An 18166-nucleotide genomic window follows, 5' to 3' on the forward strand; every position below is an offset into this window, starting at 1 on the left:
CGAAGGTGTCAGCGGAGGCAGGGCCGGCCAGCGGCGGCGCGGACGAGCGCGTCCGCCGGGTCCGCCTCCCCGCCGACCGCCGCACCCCCGCCGCGGCCCGCGCGCTGGTGCGCACCATGCTGCTCGAAGCGCGGCTGCCCGAACTGCTGAACGAGGCGCTGCTGCTCACCACCGAGCTGACCACCAACGCCGTCGAACACGCGCGTACCGAACTGGACATCGAGGTCGACACCGACCGCAACGGCCTCACCGTGACCGTCACCGACTTCGCCTCCGGCCCGGTCGACGAGCTGATCGTGGGCGTGCGCAACACCACGTCCGACATCACCGAGGTCGCCGCCCGAGGGCGCGGCCTGCTGCTCGTCGACCACTTCTCCAGCCGGTGGGGCACCACGTACCTGCCCACCGGCAAGGGCGTCTGGTTCCGCCTCGACCGGCCCGGCCCCGGCGGGTCCGCCCGGCCGTCGGCCGGCCCGCTGCGCGTCGCCGAACCGGACCGGAACGGCGACGGTACGCCGAGCGCCGCGGCCATGAGCGAGTTGATGCAGCTCACCCCCGACTCGTACGCCGACGAGCCACTGCCCGAGTTCGCCACCGGACTGCTGACCCGGGTCGCCGAGATGGTCGGCGCCGCCGGTGGCACGGTCCGGCTCGACCGGGGCGACGGACTCGGCACCCAGGTCTTCGCCCGGTACGGCCGCCCGCCGCGCGAGGGCAACGAGCTGCTGCGCGTACCGCTGGCGGTGCACCGCCCGTACTCCGGCGAGCTGGAGCTGGACGCGGCGCCCTCGGCGTACGCCCGGCCGCTCGCCGTACTGGCCGCCGAACGGCTGTCGCTGCACCTGGAGAACGACCGGCTGCGCCGCGCCGACGTACGCCGCTCCACCTGGCTGACGTTCCTGGCCGAGGCCAGTGAACTGCTCGCCCAGTCGCTCGACGTCGAACTGACCATGGCGCTCGTCCCGCAGCTCGTGGTGCCCCGGCTCGGCCAGTGGTGCGCCGTGCACACCACCGACGAGTGGGGCCGGCTGCGCCTCGCCGCGTCCAGCCACGCCGACGAGGCGATGCTGCCGCAACTGCACCGGATCCTCCAGGAGACCGGCCCCGACTCGATCCAGTCCCGGCTGCGCGAGGCGTCCCGCAACGCCGCCCAGGTGCCGCTCGGCGGGCCGATGGAGGGCTTCGCCGTACCGTTGATCGCCCGTGGCCAGCGGCTCGGCACCCTGGCCGTGGGCCGGCACCAGCGGCAGCGGCACGACCCGGACGAGGTGTCGGTGCTGGAGGACGTGGCCCGCCGCGCCGCCCTCGCCATCGAGAACGCCCGCATCCACGCCGAGCGCCGCCGGGTCGCCCAGACGCTCCAGCAGTCGCTGCTGCCGCCGGTGCTCCCGGTGGTCGAGGGCATCGGCTTCGCCGCCGAGTACGTCCCGACCGGCGACGACGCGGAAGTCGGCGGCGACTTCTACGACGTGCTCCCGCTGCCGGACGGCCGCTGGCTCGTGGTGGTCGGCGACGTATCCGGCAAGGGCGTGCAGGCCGCCGCCGTGACCGGGCTGGTCCGGGACGTGATCCGGGTGCTCGTCGGCGACGGCAAACCGCTGCCCGAGGTGCTCGGCCGGCTCAACGAGACGCTCGTCGAGCGCGGCGGCGGGCGCTACTGCACGCTGGCGCTGGCGGCTGTCGCACCCGGCGACGGCGACCAGCTCGACGTCTCGCTGCACCTGGCCGGCCACGACCGCCCGGTGCTGCTGCACGGCGGTGGCGGCGCGACGTTCGTCGGGGCCGGCGGTACGGCGCTGGGCCTGCTCGACACGATCACCACGCCGACCGCCGAGCTGACGCTCAAGCCCGGCGACGCGCTGATCTTCTACACCGACGGGGTCACCGAGCGGCGGCGCGGACGGGAGCTGTTCGGCACCGACCGGCTGCGCGAGTCGGCGGCGCCGCTGGCCGGGTACTCGGCCGACGTGGTGGCCGCCCGGCTGCGCGCCGCCACCATCGCCTTCTCGGTCGAGCCCCCACGCGACGACATAGCCATCCTGGTCCTCCGAAACGACACGCCCTGACCCCCGCCCTCCCGGGCCCGGGCGGGGCGCCCCGCGCCCGGGCAGGGCACCCCGCGCCCGGGCGGGCACCCCGTCGATCATGAAGTTGGCCGCTCAATTCGCCCGTTTCCTCCCCGTCAACTTCATGGTCAACCCACTCCGGCACGCCAGGGGGCCTCGGGTGCCCGTCGTCGCGCTTCAGGTCGCTCTCGTCGCGCTTCAGGTCGCCCTCGGCGGTGATCAAGGAGTTTGTGTTCTCCGGGGGCGCGAAATCTGACGCAAAGTCCTTGATCACCGGGGCGAGGCAGGGCGGGGACGGAGGCGGGGACGCGGGTGGCATCGGGGCTGGGGGCGGGCCGGGGCGCCGGGCGGGCGAGGGCGTCCAGACAGGCGAGGGCGCCGGACAGGCGAGGGCGTCCGGCGGGCACCCCGTCGAGCAGGGCACCGGAACGGCGGGAGACGGACGTCGGCAGGCTGGTTCCCGGGTAGGGCGAGGGCTGGTCAGAGGCCTCCGGGGAGGCGGCCGGGGGCCAGGCGGTGGTGCGGGTCCAGGTGGGCCTTGGCGCTGCGCAGGCGCGGCAACGTGGGCAGCTCGCCCCAGAGGTCGACGGCACGGCGTACCGCCGCGGGCGCGGCCACCACGACACACCGGCCCCGCCGGGCGATCAGCACACTGCGGACCGCGGTGAGGATCGAGGCGACCCGCTCGGGCGGCAGCGCGCCGGACAGGGCGGCGTGGACGGTGCCCGAGCCGGCCGAGCCGCGTACCGGCACCGGGCTGCCGGTGGCGTCGCGCAACGCGTAGACGGCGGCGTGCAGGTCGTTGATCGGCACCTCGATGCGCAGCGCGGTGTCGCCGGGCGCGAACGGGTAACGCCCCCACCATTCCGGCGCGTGGTGGCTGATCATCGCCTCGGCGCCGAGGACGGCGGCGAGACGTTCGGCCCGCTCGGTCACGTCGGCCGGGCCGCCTTCCAGCAGCACCACCAGGCTGCCCGCCGCGGGTCGCCCGGTCACGGCGGGATGGTCGGGACGGTTGATCACCGACGGATGCGTAGCCGGGATACGACGCCGGGGCAGCGGCACCGGCACCGGCAGGTCCAGTTCGACGGCGGCCGGATCGACGCCTGCGGCCAGTACGGCCCGGACCAGGTCGTGCACCTCCAGCGGCGTCCAGACCGGACGGGACACCCAGAGCCGGCCGGCAGGCACAGCGTGCACTCGCATGGTCGCCGAGACCAGCACGCCGAGCCCGCCCTGCGAGCCGCAGAGCAGCCGGGCCACGTCGAGCCCGGGCACCTCGCCCCGACCGAGGATCGCGTCCCCGCCACCCGGACCGTCGCCGAACGCACCACCGGCACCCCAGCCGGGGCCGTCCGCCGGACCACCAGGCCCGAAGACGCCCGCCGGACCGCCGGCACCCCGCCCGGCGGAACCGGCAGCACCGGCAGCACCGCCATCGCCCGCCGGACCCCGTTCACTCGCACGACCACCCCCGCTGCCCGGGGTGGCCCGGCCGAGCGCCTCCGTGCCGGACTCGCCGACGCTCACCAACTCGCCGTCGGCATCGAGGTAGCGCACCCCGACGAGCTGGGCGCACGGGCTGCCGTGCCGGTGACGCAGCGGACCGGACTCGTCGGCGGCGAGCACCCCGCCGAGCGTCGCGCCCGGCGAGGGCGCGTCGACCGGCAGCCGCCGGTTGGTGCGCCCGAGCGTGGCCTGGACCGCGCGCAGTGGCGTGCCGGCGCCGATCTCGGCCACCGCCGCGTCGCGCGGCTCGTGCCAGACCCCGGCGAGGCGGCCGGTGTCGAGCATGATGTCCACCTGCGCGGGGGCGGCACCCCAGTCGATCTTCGTGCCGGCGCCCCGGGGCACCACTGTCAGGTCGTGCGCGGCGGCCAGCCGCAACACCTCCGCCGCGGCGTGCGGGCCGCCCGGCACGGCCACCCATCGGGCGGTACGGCCGGCCACCTCGTCGGCCGGGCCGGCGAAGCGGGCGAACGGGTCACCGCAGATCGCGGCCAGCTTCCGGGTGATGTCGAGGGCTTCGAGTCGGTCGGTGGAACGTGCCGCATCCGCCATGGCGGTTATCGTACACATGTTCGAAAGACCTGGCGGCGAGTCGCGGGATTCGGTCGGCGGGCGAGCCCGGCGGCGGCCCGGCGACCGGTAACGTGGCGCCGTGACCGAAACCCCACCGCCCGTCGCCAAGCGCGTCCCGACCGAGCGCGTCCATCACGGTGACACTGTCCTCGACGAGTACGCCTGGCTCGCCGCCAAGGACGACCCGGACACGATCGCGTACCTGGACGCCGAGAACGCGTACACCGAGGCGCGCACCGCCCACCTGGCCGGGCTGCGCGCGGAGCTGTTCGAGGAGACGCGCCGGCGCACCCAGGAGACCGACCTGTCGGTGCCGACCCGCAAGGACGGCTACTGGTACTACACCCGCACGGTCGAGGGTCAGCAGTACGGCGTGCACTGCCGGCGCGCGGTCCGGCCGGGCGAGACGGCGCCCCCGGTCAGCGCGGACGGCGCCCCGCTCGACGGCGAGGAGGTGCTGCTCGACGGCAACCAGCTCGCCGAGGGGCACGACTTCTTCTCGCTCGGCGCGTTCGACGTCAGCCCGGACGGGCGCTGGCTGGCCTACTCCACCGACTTCTCCGGCGACGAGCGGTTCACGCTGCGGATCAAGGATCTGACCACCGGCGAGTCGCTGCCGGACGAGGTGCCGGACACGTTCTACGGCACGGCCTGGTCCAGCGACGCGTCCACGCTGTTCTACGTGACAGTGGACGAGGCGTGGCGGCCGAACCGCGTCTGGCGGCACGCCGTCGGCACCGCGTCCACCGAGGACGTGGTGGTCTACCAGGAGGACGACGAGCGGTTCTGGGTCGGCGTCGAGCTGACCCGCTCCGAGCGCTTCGTGGTCATCGACATCCACAGCAAGATCACCAGCGAGGTCCGGGTGATCCCGGCCGCCAACCCGACCGGCGAGCCCGCCGTCGTGGCCCCGCGGCGTCAGGGCATCGAGTACGCGGTGGAGCACCACGGCCACCGCTTCCTGATCCTGCACAACGACGGCGCGGAGGACTTCGCGCTGGCGTACACCTCGGCGGACGCGCCGGGCGAGTGGGAGCCGCTGATCCCGCACACCCCGGGCACCCGGCTGGAGGCGGTCGACGCGTTCGAGAACCACCTCGTGGTGTCGCTGCGCGCCAACGGCCTGACCGGCCTGCGGGTGCTGCCGGTGGGCAGTGACGACAGCTGGGACATCGACTTCCCCGAGCCGATCTACAGCGTGGGGCTGGACGCGAACCCGGAGTACCGCACGAACGAGGTCCGGCTGCGCTACACCTCGCTCGTCACCCCGGACTCGGTCTACGACTACGACCTGGTGACCCGCGAGCTGACGCTGCGCCGGCAGAAGCCGGTCCGTCCCGGGCCGGACGGGCGCGCTTACGACCCGGCCGACTACGAGCAGCACCGGGACTGGGCGCTCGCCGACGACGGCACCCGCGTACCGATCTCGCTCGTCTGCCGCCGCGACACCCCGCGCGACGGTTCGGCGCCCGCCGTCATCTACGGCTACGGCTCGTACGAGGCGAGCATGGACCCGTGGTTCTCGATCGCCCGGCTGAGCCTGCTCGACCGCGGCGTGATCTTCGCGGTGGCGCACATCCGGGGCGGCGGTGAGCTGGGCCGTCGCTGGTACGACGAGGGCAAGCTGCTGGCCAAGAAGAACACGTTCACCGACTTCGTGGCCTGCGCCCGGCACCTGGTGAAGGCGGGCTGGACGGCGAGCGACCGGCTGGTGGCCCGGGGCGCCTCGGCCGGCGGCCTGCTGATGGGCGCGGTGGCGAATCTCGCCCCGGACGCGTTCGCCGGGATCGTCGCGCAGGTGCCGTTCGTGGACGCGCTCACCTCGATCCTCGACCCGTCGCTGCCGTTGACGGTCACCGAGTGGGAGGAGTGGGGCAACCCGCTCGACGACCCCGAGGTCTACGCGTACATGAAGTCGTACACGCCGTACGAGAACGTCACCGCCGCCGACTACCCGGCGATCCTGGCGGTGACCAGCCTCAACGACACCCGCGTGCTCTACCACGAGCCGGCCAAGTGGATCGCCCGGCTGCGGTCGCTCGCACCGGCCGGCGACTACCTGCTCAAGACCGAGATGGGCGCGGGCCACGGCGGCCCGAGCGGCCGGTACGACTCCTGGCGCGAGGAGGCGTTCGTCAACGCCTGGATCCTCGACCGCGTCGGCCGGGTCTGACCCGTTCCGGAGCAGATGAGCGACGAGGAGCAGCCGGGCCGGCGTGCGCCGGCCTGGCTGCTCCTCGTGGTGGTCGCCGGCGCGCTCGTGGTCTGCTGCTGCTCGACGGTGATCGGGCTGGCCGTCGCCGGCTCCGCCGGACTGCTCGGCCGCTGACCGGTCAGGTGCTGCGCAGTTCCTCCACCGAGGTCGCGGCGCGCAGGAACAGCAGGCCGGCCACGACCGTGCACAGCACCGCCGCCAGCCCGCCCACCGCGAGCCAGGCCAGCTGATCCCACGGTACGTCCGGCGGGACAGTCGTCTTCGGCACCCATTCGGTACGGGTGTACCGCGCCGCCGTGGCCGGGTCGCCGCACAGCTCCGTACCGGCGTCGCAGATCGTCTGCGCGAAGCCACCGTTGCTCGGTGCCGGCATGACGCCCCGGACCAGCAGGTAGCCGACCGTCAGCGCGAGCCCGATCGCGGGTACGGCGGGGGCGAGCGCGGCCCAGAGCAGCGACCGGCCGATGGTGGCGCGTGGCACGCCGGTCGCCACCTGCGCCGCGTACGCCCGTCGCCGGCTGGTGATCCCCTCGACCACGGCCACGAGCAGCCCACCGCCGGCGATCGCCATCGCCACCACGACCGCGAGGTCGACCAGGTCCATCGCGCCGAGGAAGAAGTCCGGGTCGGCCAGTCCGGAGCCGGTGCGACGGGTCACCTCGGCCTGGGCCCGGAAGTCGGCGCGCAGCGCCGCGGCGCCGGCGCCGAAGATCAGCGCGGCCAGCAACGCGGCGAAGGTGCGGCTGCCGGCCCACGGGTCGGCGGCCAGCCGGCGGGCGGCGAGCAGGGCGGCCGGGCCGCGTCCGTGCCGGTGCAGCAGCCGCCCGGTCTGGTACGAGATCCAGCCGGTGCCCGAGACGACGCCGATCATCGCGGTCAGCCCGCCGACGACCAGCAGCGTCGGCACCAGCCAGTCGGGTGCCACGGCGCCACGCCGCTCGTACCAGAGCAGGAGCGGGCGGATCGCGGCGAACATCGCCAGCGCGGCGAGGATGAGCACGCCCGGCCACGGCCAGGGCGCCCGGGTGCGGACCCTGCGCACGACGCCGAACGGGGTGGTGGCGACCCGCCGCAGCAGCAACGCGCTCACCAGCGCGGCGGCCAGCGGCAGGCCGAGCACGACGGCGGCCACCGCCACCGGGGCCGGATGCACGTCGGTGGGCAGCGGCAGCCGCCCGTCCGCGTCGGGCCGGTGCAGCAGCCGGCGTCCGGCCAGGAAGACGGCCAGACCGATGAGGGTGCCGATCAGGCTCGCCACGCCGGTCTCGGCGACCGCGACCCGGGTGACCTGCCCCGGGGTGGCACCGGCCAGCCGGAGCGCGGCCAGCCGCCGGTCCCGGCCGGGCGCGCCGAGGCGGGCGCACTGCCCGGCCAGCCCCAGCACCGGTACGCAGAGCAGCAGCAACGCGAGCGCGACGCCGGGGCGCAGGCCGGGTTCCCGGAGCAGGGCGTTGGTGTACTGCTCGGACTGCGTCCAGGCATGGCCGGGCGGCTTGACCACCGACAGCACCGTCAGCGCGGCCAGCCCGGCCAGTGTCGCGAGCGCGGCGCTCACCGCCGTCAGCACCACCCGTGCGACGTCCGTGCGGGTGCCCGCCAGCACGAGACGCAGCAGCGTCCCCGGCCTCACCGTGACCCGCCCGGCAGCGCCGGGTCGAGCCCGAGCCCGGTGTGGTCGACCATGCCGTCGCGCAGGGTCACCTCCCGGTCCGCGTACGCGGCGATGCGCGGCTCGTGCGTCACCAGCACGACTGTGGTGCGCTGCTCGCGGGCCAGCCGGACCAGTTGGGTGAGCACCTGCTCGCCGGCCAGCGTGTCGAGCGCGCCGGTCGGCTCGTCGGCGAAGATCACCCGTGGTTCGGTGACGAGCGCCCGGGACATCGCGCAGCGTTGCTGCTGCCCGCCGGACATCTCACCGGGCCGGGCGTCGGCGACGTCGGCCACGCCGAGCCGGTCCAGCCAGGCCAGCGCCGCGGTCCGTGCCGCTCGCCGCCCCGTGCCGGCGAGCAACAGCGGAAGTGCGACGTTCTCCGCGGCGGTCAGCTCGGCGACGAGCTGACCGAACTGGAACAGCACCCCGAATTCGGTACGGCGCAGCCGCGAGCGGGCTGCCTCCGACCACGTGTCGATCCGTTCCCCGCGCCAGGTCACCTGACCGGCGTCGGGACGCAGGATGCCGGCGAGGCAGTGCAGCAGCGTGGACTTGCCGCAGCCGCTCGGGCCGGTGACCGCGAGGATCTCGCCTTCGGCCACGTCGAGCGTCACACCGCGCAGCGCGGGTGTGTGACCGTATGCGCGGACGACTCCGCGCGCTTGCAGGAACGTCACGAGCGCACCTCCCGGTGCCAGTCGGCGACCCGGTCCAGGGTGGTGTGCAGCCACCGGAGATCGGCGTCGAGGTGGGCGATGGCGAAGTCGGCGGCGACCACCTCGTCGAGGCGGGCACCGGGGGCCGTCTTGAGCGCGGTCAGTTCGCGCAGCCGTTGCGTGTGCGCCTGCCGCTGCGCGATCAGGTAGGCGCGGGCCTGGTCGACGTCGGCCACCAGGAGCGCGACCACCACCTTCGCGAACAGCGTGCTGGCCACGTACGGCATCGGCGGTTCGACGGTGCCGAGCCAGTGGTCCAGCGCCGCCCGCCCGTCGTCGGTGAGCGCGTACGAGGTGCGGTCGGGGCCGCCCTCGCGGGTCTGGCCGGCCGTGGCCACGAGGCCGTCGCGGCACAGACGCGCCAGTGTCGCGTAGACCTGCCCGAAGGCGAGCGGACGGGCGCGGGGCAGCCGCTCGTCGTGCGCGCGCTTCAGCTCGTAGCCGTGGCGTGGGCCGGCGGCGAGCAGCCCGAGCAGGACGTGCGATGTGGACACGGCCCTACTATTCGCTGAGCGAATAGCGATGTCAAGAACGGCCCGCGCGGCGTACCACGCGGGCCGTCCGGATTCAGCGGGTCCAGGCCGGGTCTCGCCCGGCCCGGCCGAGCAGCGCGTCCATGCTGTCCGGTGCCGCGTCGGTGGGCACCGGCGGGCCGAACGCGCCCATCTTCTGCCCCGTGTCGCCCATCCGGTCCATGAACTCGTGCCCCGCCGCCACCACCGCGGGGTCCACGGTCAGATCCTGGCCGGTGGCCCGCGCCAGATCCCATCCGTGGATGGTGAGGTCGATCAGGGCCATCAGGCCGACCGTCTCCTGCGGCAGTCCCATGCCCGGCGAGACACCCTCCTGCGTGGACGGGTCGGACCACGCCTCGGTCAGCCGGGCCGCCTCGGTCGCGAACCGGTCCCGCCAGCCGTCGGTCAGGTGATCGGTCTTGCCGGACCAGTCGACCTCCTCCCGGCGGGCCAGCGCCTGGAAGTTGACCACAACGTCGAACAGGTGACCCAGCAGGTCGCGCACTGTGTAGTCGGGACAGGGGGTGGGCAGGACGAGCTGGTCGTCGGAGACGCCGCGCACCATCGCGGCCGTACGCGGCGCCGCGACGGCGAGCAGTTCACTGGTCTTCGTAGTCATCGGGCCAGCCTATGAGGACTGTCGCGAGGAAACGGGACACGAACCGGCAGGGTCCGGTTCCGGCACCGGCCGCCGCGGCGACCGCGCCGGTCGCTCAGCGACGGCGGACCGCTACCACCGCGACGTCGTCGTGGATCTCCGGCGGCGCCAGCTCGACGAGCAGCCGCCGGCAGAAGTCGTCCAGGTCGTCGTCGACCCGGGTGGCGGCCACCCCGAGCGCCGCCATGCCGTCGTCGATCGTGGCGTCCCGCCGCTCGATCAGCCCGTCGGTGTAGAGCACGAGGGTCGCCCCGGCCGGCAGCACGAACTCCAGGTCCGGCGGGCGCGGCGCGCGCACGCCGAGCAGCGGCGCGGACTGCGTCACGAACTCGACCCGCCCGTCCCGGCTCAGCAACGCCGGCAGGTGCCCGGCGCTGGCCAACCGCACCAGCCCGGTCGGCGGGTGGAGCAGCAGCACGCAGATGGTGGCCAGCTCGGTCGGCAGCAGGGTGCGCATCAGTTCGTTGACCCGGTCCAGGATCACGCCCGGCTGGTGCCCCTCGACCGCGTACGCCCGCACCGCGTGCCGCAGCTCGGCCATCACCGTGGCGGCGTGCAGCGAGTGCCCGGCCACGTCACCGATCGCCACCAGCAGGTGCCCGTCGAGCATCACCAGCTCGTAGAAGTCGCCGCCCACCTCGGTCTGTGCGCTCGCCGGCTCGTACCGGACGGCCAGGTCCAGGCCGTTCACGTCGGGCAGCCGCTGCGGCAGCAGGCTGCGCTGCAACGTCACCGCGATCCGGTGCTCCTCGTCGAAGGACCGCTGCGCCTCCACCGCCGAGGCGACCGCCTGGGCGAGCTGCACCAGCACCGGCGTGCGTACGGTCTGGGTGGCGGTCGGCACCACCACGTAGAGCGGGGCCCGGTCCTCGCGCAGCCGGGACGCGGCCACCGTCACGGTGTCGCCGTCCGGCCAGCCCGCCACCGCCCAGTTGGCCGGCTCGTCGACGCGTACCCGGGTGCCGATCGGCACTCCGGTGTCGTCCACCACCCACGGCACGATCCGGGCCGGCGTGTGCGGGTCGATCGCCACCCCGGCCAGGCAGTCCCCGTCGAACGTCTCCGCGACCACAGCCGCGGGGGCGTTGAAGATCCGTGCCGCGCCGCTCGCGGCGGCCTCCAGCAGCCGGACGAAGTTCGGTGACGCGTGCATCTCCACAGTGGCGTCGGCCAGCGCGGCAAGACGTTCGGCGAGCTGCTCGGCCCGTCGCCGGGCCTGGTAGTAGCGCAGCACCGCGTGGGCGGTGGCGACCAGTTCCTCCGGCTCGATCGGCTCGGCCAGGTAGGCGTCCGCGCCCCGGGTGAGACCCTGCGCCCGGTCGACCACGTCGACCGCGTGCGCGGAGACGTGGATGACCGGGATGTACGGGTACTCCTCCTTGATCCGCTCGCACACCTCGAAGCCGCTCATGTCGGGCAGCCGCACGTCGAGCACCACGAGGTCGACGTGCTCCCGGGCCACCCGGTCCAGCGCCGCCGTGCCGTTCTCGGCCTCGACGGTGACGAAGCCGGCCCGGGTAAGCCAGTTGACCAGCAGGTATCGCTTGGGGCCGCTGTCGTCGACCACAAGCACGGTCACCGGCCCGCTGTCCACCGTCACGCTCCGCCCGCGGGGAGGACCACTGTGAACGTGCTGCCCCGGCCGGGTTCGCTGGTCAGCTCCAGCGTCCCGCCGAGCAGCGTGATCAGCCGCCGCGCGTACGGCAGGCCGAGCCCGGTGCCACCGACCCGGGTCGTGCCGGGCACCTGGTAGAACTCCTCGAAGACCCGTTCGTGCAGCTCCGGCGGGATGCCCACGCCGGTGTCGGTGACCGACATCGTCCACTGCTCGCCGCGACGCTCGGCGCGCAGGCGGACCTCGCCGCGCTCGGTGAACTTCAGGCCGTTGTGCAGCAGGTTGCGCAGCACCTGGGCGAGCAGCACCTCGTCCGAGCGGAGCGTCGCCGGGGCCGGCGGCTCCTCGACCACCAGCTCCACCTCGGAGCGCGTGGTGAGCGCCCGCAGCGTGCCGCGCAGCTGCCCGAACACCGCGCGCAGGTCGACCTCGGACCAGTCCGGCTCGATCCGCCCCGACTCCGCCTTCGCCAGGTCGAGCAGCTCGTTGACCAGCCCCAGCAGGTCGCCCGCCGAGGAGCGGATCAGCCCCACCTGGCGGGCCTGCTCGCTGGTGAGCGGGTCGGAGGCGGAGTCGGCCAGCAGCCGGGCCAGACCGATGATCGCGGTCACCGGCGCGCGCAGCTCGTGGCTGACGTTGGCCAGGAACCGGCTCTTCGACTCGCTCGCGGCGCGAAGCTGGGCGGACTTCTCCTCCAGCTCGGCGTAGAGCGCCACCACACCCCGGTTGGTCTCCTCCAGCTCCTCGGTGAGCTGGTTGTAGAGCGCCATCACGCCCTGGTTGGTCTCCTGGAGCTCCGAGTTGAGCACGGCCAGTTCGTCGCGCTGACTGCGCACCTCGTCGAGGGCGGCGACGAGCTGGGAGTTCTGTGCCGCCAGCTCGTCCAGCGCGGAGCCCGGAGCGCGCTCGGCCAGCTCGGCACGGAGCCGGCCGGCGCGTTCCGGCGTCAGCTCCTCGGCGTGGTCGGGCACCCGTCTGGACATCCTCACGACGGTATCGCCCTCGACGGCCACGACCCGCAACGTGTCCACCAGACGCGCGACGGCGCCGGACTGCGGCTCGTACCGGCCGCCGGGCAGCGGGCGCAGCGGTGACAGGTCGACCTGGAGCACCCGGCGGCCCACGGCGTCCCGGTCGAGGGCGAACGTCACGTCCGCGCCGTCGACCCCGCGCAACAGCTCCCGGGCCACCTCGCTCAGCGCGGTGGCGATCCGTACCTGGTCCTGGTGTTCCAGCCCGACCGCCGCGGCCACCTCCCGGCCACGCTGCCGGACCAGGAAGATGTCCTGCTCGACCCGGAGCGCGAGGTGCAGGAGCGGCTCACTCATGCCGCCTCCCGGGCCACCAGGACGCAGGCGTCGTCGCGGCGGGTGCCGGCGTCGCGCAGCAGCGTCGCGGCGGCCAGCAACGGGTTGCGCCCGGCCAGCCCGGGATAGTCGTCGAGATCCCAGCGATCCACCACCCCGTCACTGTGCATGACCAGGGTGGCGTCGCGCGAGAAGGGGTAGTCGTACCCGCGGATCACCGGACGCTGGTGCCCGGCGATGCCCGGCAGCGAGACCAGCCCGCGCCGCCGCTCGCCCGGCGCGACGATCATCGCGGCGATGTTGCCGAGCCCTGCGTAGCGGAGCATTCCGGCGGCCGGATCCGGCTCCGCCACCGCGAGCGCGGCGCCCCGGGTGTGCGAGATGGCGGCGTGCAGGTGCCGCACCACGACGTCCGGCGGCCCGTCCGGCGCGGAGCGGAACGCGGACACGGCGGCACCGGTCGCGGCGGCGGCGAGCGGTCCGTGGCCCAGCCCGTCGGAGACCAGCACCTGCCGCCGGCCGCCGAGCCGGCGGACCGCGTACCCGTCGCCGCTGCTCTGCTCGCCGGTGATCGGCCGGGCCAGTCCGGCCGCCCAGTCCGGCTCCGGCGCTGCGGCGTCCCAGACCTGGACGACGAGGACCGTGCCGCGGCCGGGCGCCGAGTAGCCGTCGAACCGGCTCGACTGCCGGGCGATCGCGCCGAGCCCGATGCCGAGCGTGCCGGCGGTGGAGTGGCCGTCGACGGAGGAGAGCGTGAGGTCGGCCATGCCGGGGCCGGAGTCGATCGCCACCAGCTCCACCCCGGCCTGGCCGCCCCGGCGCGCCGGGCGCATCAGGAGCGTGCCCTCGCGGGCGTGCTTGACCAGGTTGCTGGTGATCTCGGCGGTGACGATCGCCAGGTCCGCGACGCGCGACGCGCTCAGTTCGAGCTGCCGGCCGAGACGCTCGGCCGCCCGGCGTACGCTGCCGGCGGTCGCACCGGTGTCGACCCGGAACCAGATGCCGTGGTCGGGCACCACGTCGGCGGTCATCGCGACCACTTGGTGACGGTGATCCGCGTCCCCTCGCCGACAACCGTCCGGATGTCGAAGTCGTCGACGAGTCGGCGGGCGCCGCTCAGCCCCAGGCCCAGCCCGCCACCGGTGGTGTAGCCGTCGGTCAGCGCCAGGTCGAGGTCGGGGATGCCCGGTCCCTCGTCGGCGAAGACGATCCGCACGCCGCGGCGGCGGCCGTCGGACACGGTGCTCACCTCGGCGCTGCCCCCACCGCCGTAGATCAGCGTGTTGCGGGCCAGCTCGCTGGCGGCGGTGACGAGCTTCGTCTGGTCGACCAGGGAGAGCCGGACCGCGACGGCCGTGGTACGCACCAACTGCCGGACCCGCACCACGTCCTCGTCGCTGCGGATCGCCTGGGTCGCCGGCACACCCAGGTCGACGCCCGTGGTCATACCGTCGCCGTCGTCTCGGTGTCCCCGTCGTCGGCCGTCTCGTCCCACTCGTCGGCGCGGCTGGCCGCGATCAGCTCCATGCCGCGCTCGACGTTCAGCGCGGTACGGATGCCGTTGAGCGACAGCCCCAGCTCGACCAGCGTGATGGCGACGGCCGGGCGCATGCCGACCACCACCGTCTCGGCGTCCAGCACCTTCGAGATGGACGCGATGGTGGACAGCATCCGGCCGACGAAGGAGTCGACGATGTCCAGCGCCGTGATGTCGATGATCACGCCGTGGCAGCCGGTGGCGACGATCCGCTCGGCCAGGTCCTCCTGCAACTGGATCGCCGTCTGGTCGGACATGTCGACCTGGATGGAGACCAGCAGGATGTCGCCGATCTTGAGGATCGGCACCCGTTCCATCAGGACTCCCGGCGCGGGCGGCGAGCGGTGGTCTCGACGCCGGTCAGGCGCAGCACGTGGCGCAGCGCGTCGGCGAGGCTCGCCTTGGTGGCGATGTCACCGAACTCGATGCCGAGGGCCACGATCGTCTGGGCGATCTGCGGGCGGATGCCGGAGATGATGCAGTCGGCGCCCATCAGCCGGGCGGCCACCACGGTCTTGAGGATGTGCTGCGCGACCTGCGTGTCCACCGCCGGCACGCCGGTGATGTCGATGATCGCGTACGGCGAGCCGGTGTCGACGAGCGTCTGGAGCAGCCGCTCCATCACCACCTGGGCGCGGGCCGAGTCCAGCGTCCCGACCAGCGGGACGGCGACCACGCCCTCCCAGAGCTTGACCACCGGGGTGGAGAGTTCCAGCAGCTGCTCCGCCTGGTCGGCGATCAGGCTCTCGCGGGCCCGGACGAACGTCTCGAAGGTGAACAGGCCCATCTGGTCGATGAGCGCGGAGTAGGCGACGAAGTCACGCAGAGTGTCGTCACCCTTCTCCTCCTCCATCAGCTCCAGCAGGGCTTCCTTCAACGCGAAGACGCTGATCGCGGTCTCGGTCGCGGAGAACCCCTGGCGGGCCCGGTTCGTGGACAGCTCGGACAGCACGGCACGCAGCTCACCGCCGTGCTCGCCGGCCAGGTCGGAGACGCCGTGCCGGCCGGCATCGACCAGCGCGCGGTGCAGCTCCTGCATCTGGCGAGCCAGCTCGGCGCGGCTCAGACGACCACGCAGCGAAGCGGCGACGATCTCGGTCCAGCGACTGGTCAACCGCTCCGCGTGCTCGGTGAGCAGGTGGGCGAGCCGATCACCCTGTTCGGCGCTCAACGCCATGGTTGACCTCCCTGATTTGGACGGGCGGACTCTATCACCGGAGGCTGACGCGGTACTTGTCGCGGAGCAAAGAATGATCGGCCGCACCCGTGACCGCTCCCGTTCTGCGCGGCGCGCCCGTCGTGGGATACCGTTTCCCCGAACACAGGAGGTCGACGTATGTCCTTGACGGTGCACACGGAACAGCGCGGCGACGTGGTCGTCGTGTCGGTCGCGGGCGAGCTGGACATGGCCACGGCACCGCAGCTGCAGGACCAGATCACGGATCTGCTGGACAAGGGGCGCAACCGCCTCGTCTTCGACCTGGCCGAGGTGTCGTTCTGCGACTCCACCGGTCTGTCCGTGTTCGTCCGGGCGAAGAACAACTGCGACGAGGCCGGCGGCGTCGTCCGGCTGGCCGCCCCGCAGCGCGGCGTGCTGCGCATCCTCGAGGTCAGCGGGCTCGTCGAGGTGCTGCACACGTACCCGACCGTGGAGCAGGCCGTCGCGGGCGACCCCACCCCGGCCTCCTCCTGACCGATCCGGCTCAGCGCTCGTCCTCGATGTAGCGGGGACGAGCGATCACCATGCCCGCCGCCGTCTGCACGGCCAGCGCCACCAGCAGGAAACCGATCGGGGCGGTCCAGCCGCCGGTCGCCTCGTAGAGGATGCCCACCAGCAGCGGTCCGAGCGCCGCGATCACGTACCCGGTGCTCTGCGCGAACGCGGACAGCGCCACGGTGCCCTCGGCGGTCCGGGCACGTAGCCCGATCGTGGTCAGGATGAGCGGGAACGCGCCCTGGCCGAGCGCGAGCAGCAGCACCCACAGCGGCGCCAGGCCCCGCGGAGCCAGCGCCAGACCGGTGTACGCGGCGGCGGAGAACACGGTCAGTGACAGCACCAGCGGCCGGAGCGTGGCCAGCCGGCCGGCGAGCGCCGGCATCATCAGCGCCACCGGAACGCCCAGCGCGGTCACGCCGGCGAGCAGCAGCCCGGCCGCCTCCGGCCGGTATCCGGCGTCCCGGAAGAGCTGGGCCAGCCAGCCCATGATCGCGTACCCGCTGAGCGACTGCGCCCCGAAGTAGACCGCCATGGCCCAGCCGAGCCGGGTCCGGGCCGGTTGCACCCGGGTCCGGGCGGCGACCGCCACCGTGGGGGGCGCGGCCCGTCGCGCGGCGCGGGCCCGCAGCGCCAGCGGCACCCACGGGAGTACGGCCAGCGCGGCCAGCCCGGCCCAGACGCCGAGTCCGGCCCGCCACGAGCCGAACGCGTGCGCCACCGGCACGGCGGCCGCCGCGGCCACCGTCGTGCCCACCGTCAGGGCCATCGTGTACGCCCCGGTGACCAGTCCGGTGCGGTGCGGGAAGTGCTGCTTGACGAGCATCGGCAGCAGGATGTTCGCCACCGCGATGCCGGCGAGCGCGAGCGCGCTGGTGAGCACGAAGATCGCCGCCGAGCCGGTGACCGCGCGCAGCACCTGCCCGACGGTGAGCGCCAGCATGGCCAGCACCAGCACCCGAGGTGCGGCCCAGCGGCGGACCAGCCACGGGGTGAGCGCGCCCAGCCCGGCGAACGCGATCGTGGGCAGCGTGGTGACCAGGCCGGCCATCGCGCCGGAGAGGCCCAGCCCGACCCGGATCTCGTCGAGCAGCGCGCCGAGGCTGGTCACCGCGGCCCGCAGGTTCAGCGCGACGAGCAGCATCCCGGCCAGGACGAGCAGGCCGCCCCGGACCGGGCCGGCGGCCGGGGCGGGCCCGGCCGCGGGGGTGACGCCCGGTGCGGGCACTGTCGCGGCGGGCGCAGGTGGCGGAGTCATGACCTCGAACCTACAATCATGGGATGAATTTCGGCACGAGGTGTAACCGGTGACACCCGCCCGGGATTCCGTCGCCGCGCCTCCGCGCGGTCACCGGGTCCGGCAGACGATCGAGCAGCTCCGGGAACGGATCCTCGGCGGCGAGTGGCCGGTGGGCGGGCGCATCCCCACCGAACCGCAACTGGTCGCCGCGCTCGGCGTGGGGCGGAACACGGTCCGCGAGGCGGTCCGGGCGCTCGCGCACGCCGGAGTGCTGGAGTGCCGGCAGGGCTCCGGCACCTACGTGGTGTCGACCGACGAGCTGGCGCCGGTGGTGGCCCGCCGGCTCACCGACGACCGGATGACCGAGGTGATCGAGGTCCGGCGCGCGTTCGAGGTCGAGGCCGCCCGGCTCGCCGCGCTGAGGCGTACCCCCGAGGATCTGGCGGCGCTCGACGGCGCGCTCGCGGCCCGCGAGGCCGCGTGGCGCGGCGGCCGGGTGGACGAGTTCGTCGAGGCGGACGCCGCGCTGCACACGGCCGTGGTGGCCGCCGCGCACAACGCCATGCTCGCCGAGCTGTACGCCTCGGTCGGCGCCGCGCTGCGCAGCACGGTGGCCCAGGCGATGGGCGAGGCGCTGACCCCCGAGCGGTACGTGGATCACAGTCGGCTGGTCGAGGCGATCCGGGCCGGCGACCCGCAGCGGGCGGCGATCGAGGCCGGTGCTTTTCTCGAAGGGCCCGCCGGGGGCAGCGGCTGCTGACGCACGCAAAATGTCACTGGCACCCGCTAGCTTCCTGACATGACGGGAGACCCGAAGGAGCAGGTAGTGGCCACGGCATCCTGGCCGGCG

At 74.0% G+C, this 18166-nt stretch carries 17 protein-coding genes; 5 read left to right on the forward strand and 12 right to left on the reverse strand.

The genetic code is table 11. The features are described 5' to 3' along the window. Nucleotides 1–5: 5 nt before the first annotated feature. A complete protein-coding gene (locus ACN27C_RS06810) occupies nucleotides 6–2066 on the forward strand; it encodes a SpoIIE family protein phosphatase (protein ID WP_013473512.1) in 2061 nt (686 codons plus the stop codon). Nucleotides 2067–2546: 480 nt separating this feature from the next. Here ACN27C_RS06810 and ACN27C_RS06815 read toward each other — a convergent pair whose 3' ends face one another. Then, entirely contained in the window at nucleotides 2547–4127 is a 1581-nt protein-coding gene (locus tag ACN27C_RS06815; RefSeq protein ID WP_422750725.1) for an FAD-binding oxidoreductase, read from the reverse strand. Nucleotides 4128–4227: 100 nt separating this feature from the next. Between ACN27C_RS06815 and ACN27C_RS06820 the strand changes: the two genes are divergently transcribed. After that, nucleotides 4228–6321 (forward strand): S9 family peptidase, encoded by a 2094-nt coding sequence (locus tag ACN27C_RS06820; protein ID WP_422750726.1) that lies wholly within the window; start codon nucleotides 4228–4230, stop codon nucleotides 6319–6321. A 15-nt stretch (nucleotides 6322–6336) separates the two neighbouring features. Next, nucleotides 6337–6477: a hypothetical protein gene (locus tag ACN27C_RS06825; protein WP_252451919.1), complete on the forward strand. Its 141-nt coding sequence runs from the start codon at nucleotides 6337–6339 to the stop codon at nucleotides 6475–6477. A gap of 4 nt (nucleotides 6478–6481) precedes the next feature. On the opposite strand, the gene ACN27C_RS06830 is transcribed toward ACN27C_RS06825, so the two are convergent. The 10 genes from ACN27C_RS06830 to ACN27C_RS06875 form a co-directional block, all read right to left on the reverse strand. Then, a complete protein-coding gene (locus ACN27C_RS06830; RefSeq protein WP_422750728.1) occupies nucleotides 6482–7993 on the reverse strand; it encodes an FtsX-like permease family protein in 1512 nt (503 codons plus the stop codon). Further along, nucleotides 7990–8691: an ABC transporter ATP-binding protein gene (locus ACN27C_RS06835; RefSeq protein WP_120572134.1), complete on the reverse strand. Its 702-nt coding sequence runs from the start codon at nucleotides 8689–8691 to the stop codon at nucleotides 7990–7992. Before ACN27C_RS06835 ends, ACN27C_RS06830 begins: the two co-directional genes overlap by 4 nt. Then, nucleotides 8688–9224 (reverse strand): PadR family transcriptional regulator, encoded by a 537-nt coding sequence (locus ACN27C_RS06840; protein WP_120572135.1) that lies wholly within the window; start codon nucleotides 9222–9224, stop codon nucleotides 8688–8690. The genes ACN27C_RS06835 and ACN27C_RS06840 overlap by 4 nt, the downstream gene beginning before the upstream one ends. Before the next feature lie 73 nt (nucleotides 9225–9297). Continuing rightward, nucleotides 9298–9864, reverse strand: a complete 567-nt coding sequence (locus ACN27C_RS06845; RefSeq protein ID WP_030273517.1) for a TIGR03086 family metal-binding protein — start codon at nucleotides 9862–9864, stop codon at nucleotides 9298–9300. Between the two features lie 94 nt (nucleotides 9865–9958). Next, complete coding sequence (locus ACN27C_RS06850; RefSeq protein ID WP_422750729.1) at nucleotides 9959–11497, reverse strand: SpoIIE family protein phosphatase; 1539 nt, start codon at nucleotides 11495–11497, stop codon at nucleotides 9959–9961. A 2-nt stretch (nucleotides 11498–11499) separates the two neighbouring features. Then, nucleotides 11500–12846, reverse strand: coding sequence for an ATP-binding protein (locus ACN27C_RS06855; protein WP_422750730.1), 1347 nt, complete (start codon nucleotides 12844–12846; stop codon nucleotides 11500–11502). Continuing rightward, complete coding sequence (locus tag ACN27C_RS06860) at nucleotides 12843–13856, reverse strand: SpoIIE family protein phosphatase (RefSeq protein WP_422751586.1); 1014 nt, start codon at nucleotides 13854–13856, stop codon at nucleotides 12843–12845. Before ACN27C_RS06860 ends, ACN27C_RS06855 begins: the two co-directional genes overlap by 4 nt. Continuing rightward, complete coding sequence (locus tag ACN27C_RS06865) at nucleotides 13853–14272, reverse strand: ATP-binding protein (protein ID WP_422750731.1); 420 nt, start codon at nucleotides 14270–14272, stop codon at nucleotides 13853–13855. Before ACN27C_RS06865 ends, ACN27C_RS06860 begins: the two co-directional genes overlap by 4 nt. Next, a complete protein-coding gene (locus ACN27C_RS06870) occupies nucleotides 14269–14679 on the reverse strand; it encodes an STAS domain-containing protein (protein WP_422750732.1) in 411 nt (136 codons plus the stop codon). Before ACN27C_RS06870 ends, ACN27C_RS06865 begins: the two co-directional genes overlap by 4 nt. After that, nucleotides 14679–15539, reverse strand: coding sequence for an STAS domain-containing protein (locus ACN27C_RS06875; protein WP_357898176.1), 861 nt, complete (start codon nucleotides 15537–15539; stop codon nucleotides 14679–14681). Before ACN27C_RS06875 ends, ACN27C_RS06870 begins: the two co-directional genes overlap by 1 nt. 159 nt (nucleotides 15540–15698) lie before the next feature. Between ACN27C_RS06875 and ACN27C_RS06880 the strand changes: the two genes are divergently transcribed. Continuing rightward, entirely contained in the window at nucleotides 15699–16055 is a 357-nt protein-coding gene (locus ACN27C_RS06880) for an STAS domain-containing protein (RefSeq protein ID WP_091414301.1), read from the forward strand. A 10-nt stretch (nucleotides 16056–16065) separates the two neighbouring features. Here ACN27C_RS06880 and ACN27C_RS06885 read toward each other — a convergent pair whose 3' ends face one another. Further along, entirely contained in the window at nucleotides 16066–17220 is a 1155-nt protein-coding gene (locus ACN27C_RS06885; RefSeq protein WP_422751587.1) for an MFS transporter, read from the reverse strand. 163 nt (nucleotides 17221–17383) lie between these two features. On the opposite strand from ACN27C_RS06885, the gene ACN27C_RS06890 reads away from it, so the two are divergent. Continuing rightward, complete coding sequence (locus ACN27C_RS06890) at nucleotides 17384–18076, forward strand: FadR/GntR family transcriptional regulator (protein WP_422750734.1); 693 nt, start codon at nucleotides 17384–17386, stop codon at nucleotides 18074–18076. Nucleotides 18077–18166 lie beyond the last annotated feature (90 nt).

The sequence above is a fragment of the Micromonospora sp. WMMD1219 genome, assembly GCF_049315215.1.
GTDB classification, from domain to species: domain Bacteria; phylum Actinomycetota; class Actinomycetes; order Mycobacteriales; family Micromonosporaceae; genus Micromonospora; species Micromonospora tulbaghiae.

Excerpts from the sequence above, each read along its gene's own strand:
- ACN27C_RS06815 (WP_422750725.1), bottom strand. The coding sequence starts at position 4,127 with ATGGCGGATGCGGCACGTTCCACCGACCGACTCGAAGCCCTCGACATC.
- ACN27C_RS06825 (WP_252451919.1), top strand. The coding sequence starts at position 6,337 with ATGAGCGACGAGGAGCAGCCGGGCCGGCGTGCGCCGGCCTGGCTGCTC.
- ACN27C_RS06845 (WP_030273517.1), bottom strand. The coding sequence starts at position 9,864 with ATGACTACGAAGACCAGTGAACTGCTCGCCGTCGCGGCGCCGCGTACG.
- ACN27C_RS06855 (WP_422750730.1), bottom strand. The coding sequence starts at position 12,846 with ATGAGTGAGCCGCTCCTGCACCTCGCGCTCCGGGTCGAGCAGGACATC.
- ACN27C_RS06860 (WP_422751586.1), bottom strand. The coding sequence starts at position 13,856 with ATGACCGCCGACGTGGTGCCCGACCACGGCATCTGGTTCCGGGTCGAC.
- ACN27C_RS06865 (WP_422750731.1), bottom strand. The coding sequence starts at position 14,272 with ATGACCACGGGCGTCGACCTGGGTGTGCCGGCGACCCAGGCGATCCGC.
- ACN27C_RS06870 (WP_422750732.1), bottom strand. The coding sequence starts at position 14,679 with ATGGAACGGGTGCCGATCCTCAAGATCGGCGACATCCTGCTGGTCTCC.
- ACN27C_RS06875 (WP_357898176.1), bottom strand. The coding sequence starts at position 15,539 with ATGGCGTTGAGCGCCGAACAGGGTGATCGGCTCGCCCACCTGCTCACC.
- ACN27C_RS06880 (WP_091414301.1), top strand. The coding sequence starts at position 15,699 with ATGTCCTTGACGGTGCACACGGAACAGCGCGGCGACGTGGTCGTCGTG.
- ACN27C_RS06885 (WP_422751587.1), bottom strand. The coding sequence starts at position 17,220 with ATGCTGCTCGTCGCGCTGAACCTGCGGGCCGCGGTGACCAGCCTCGGC.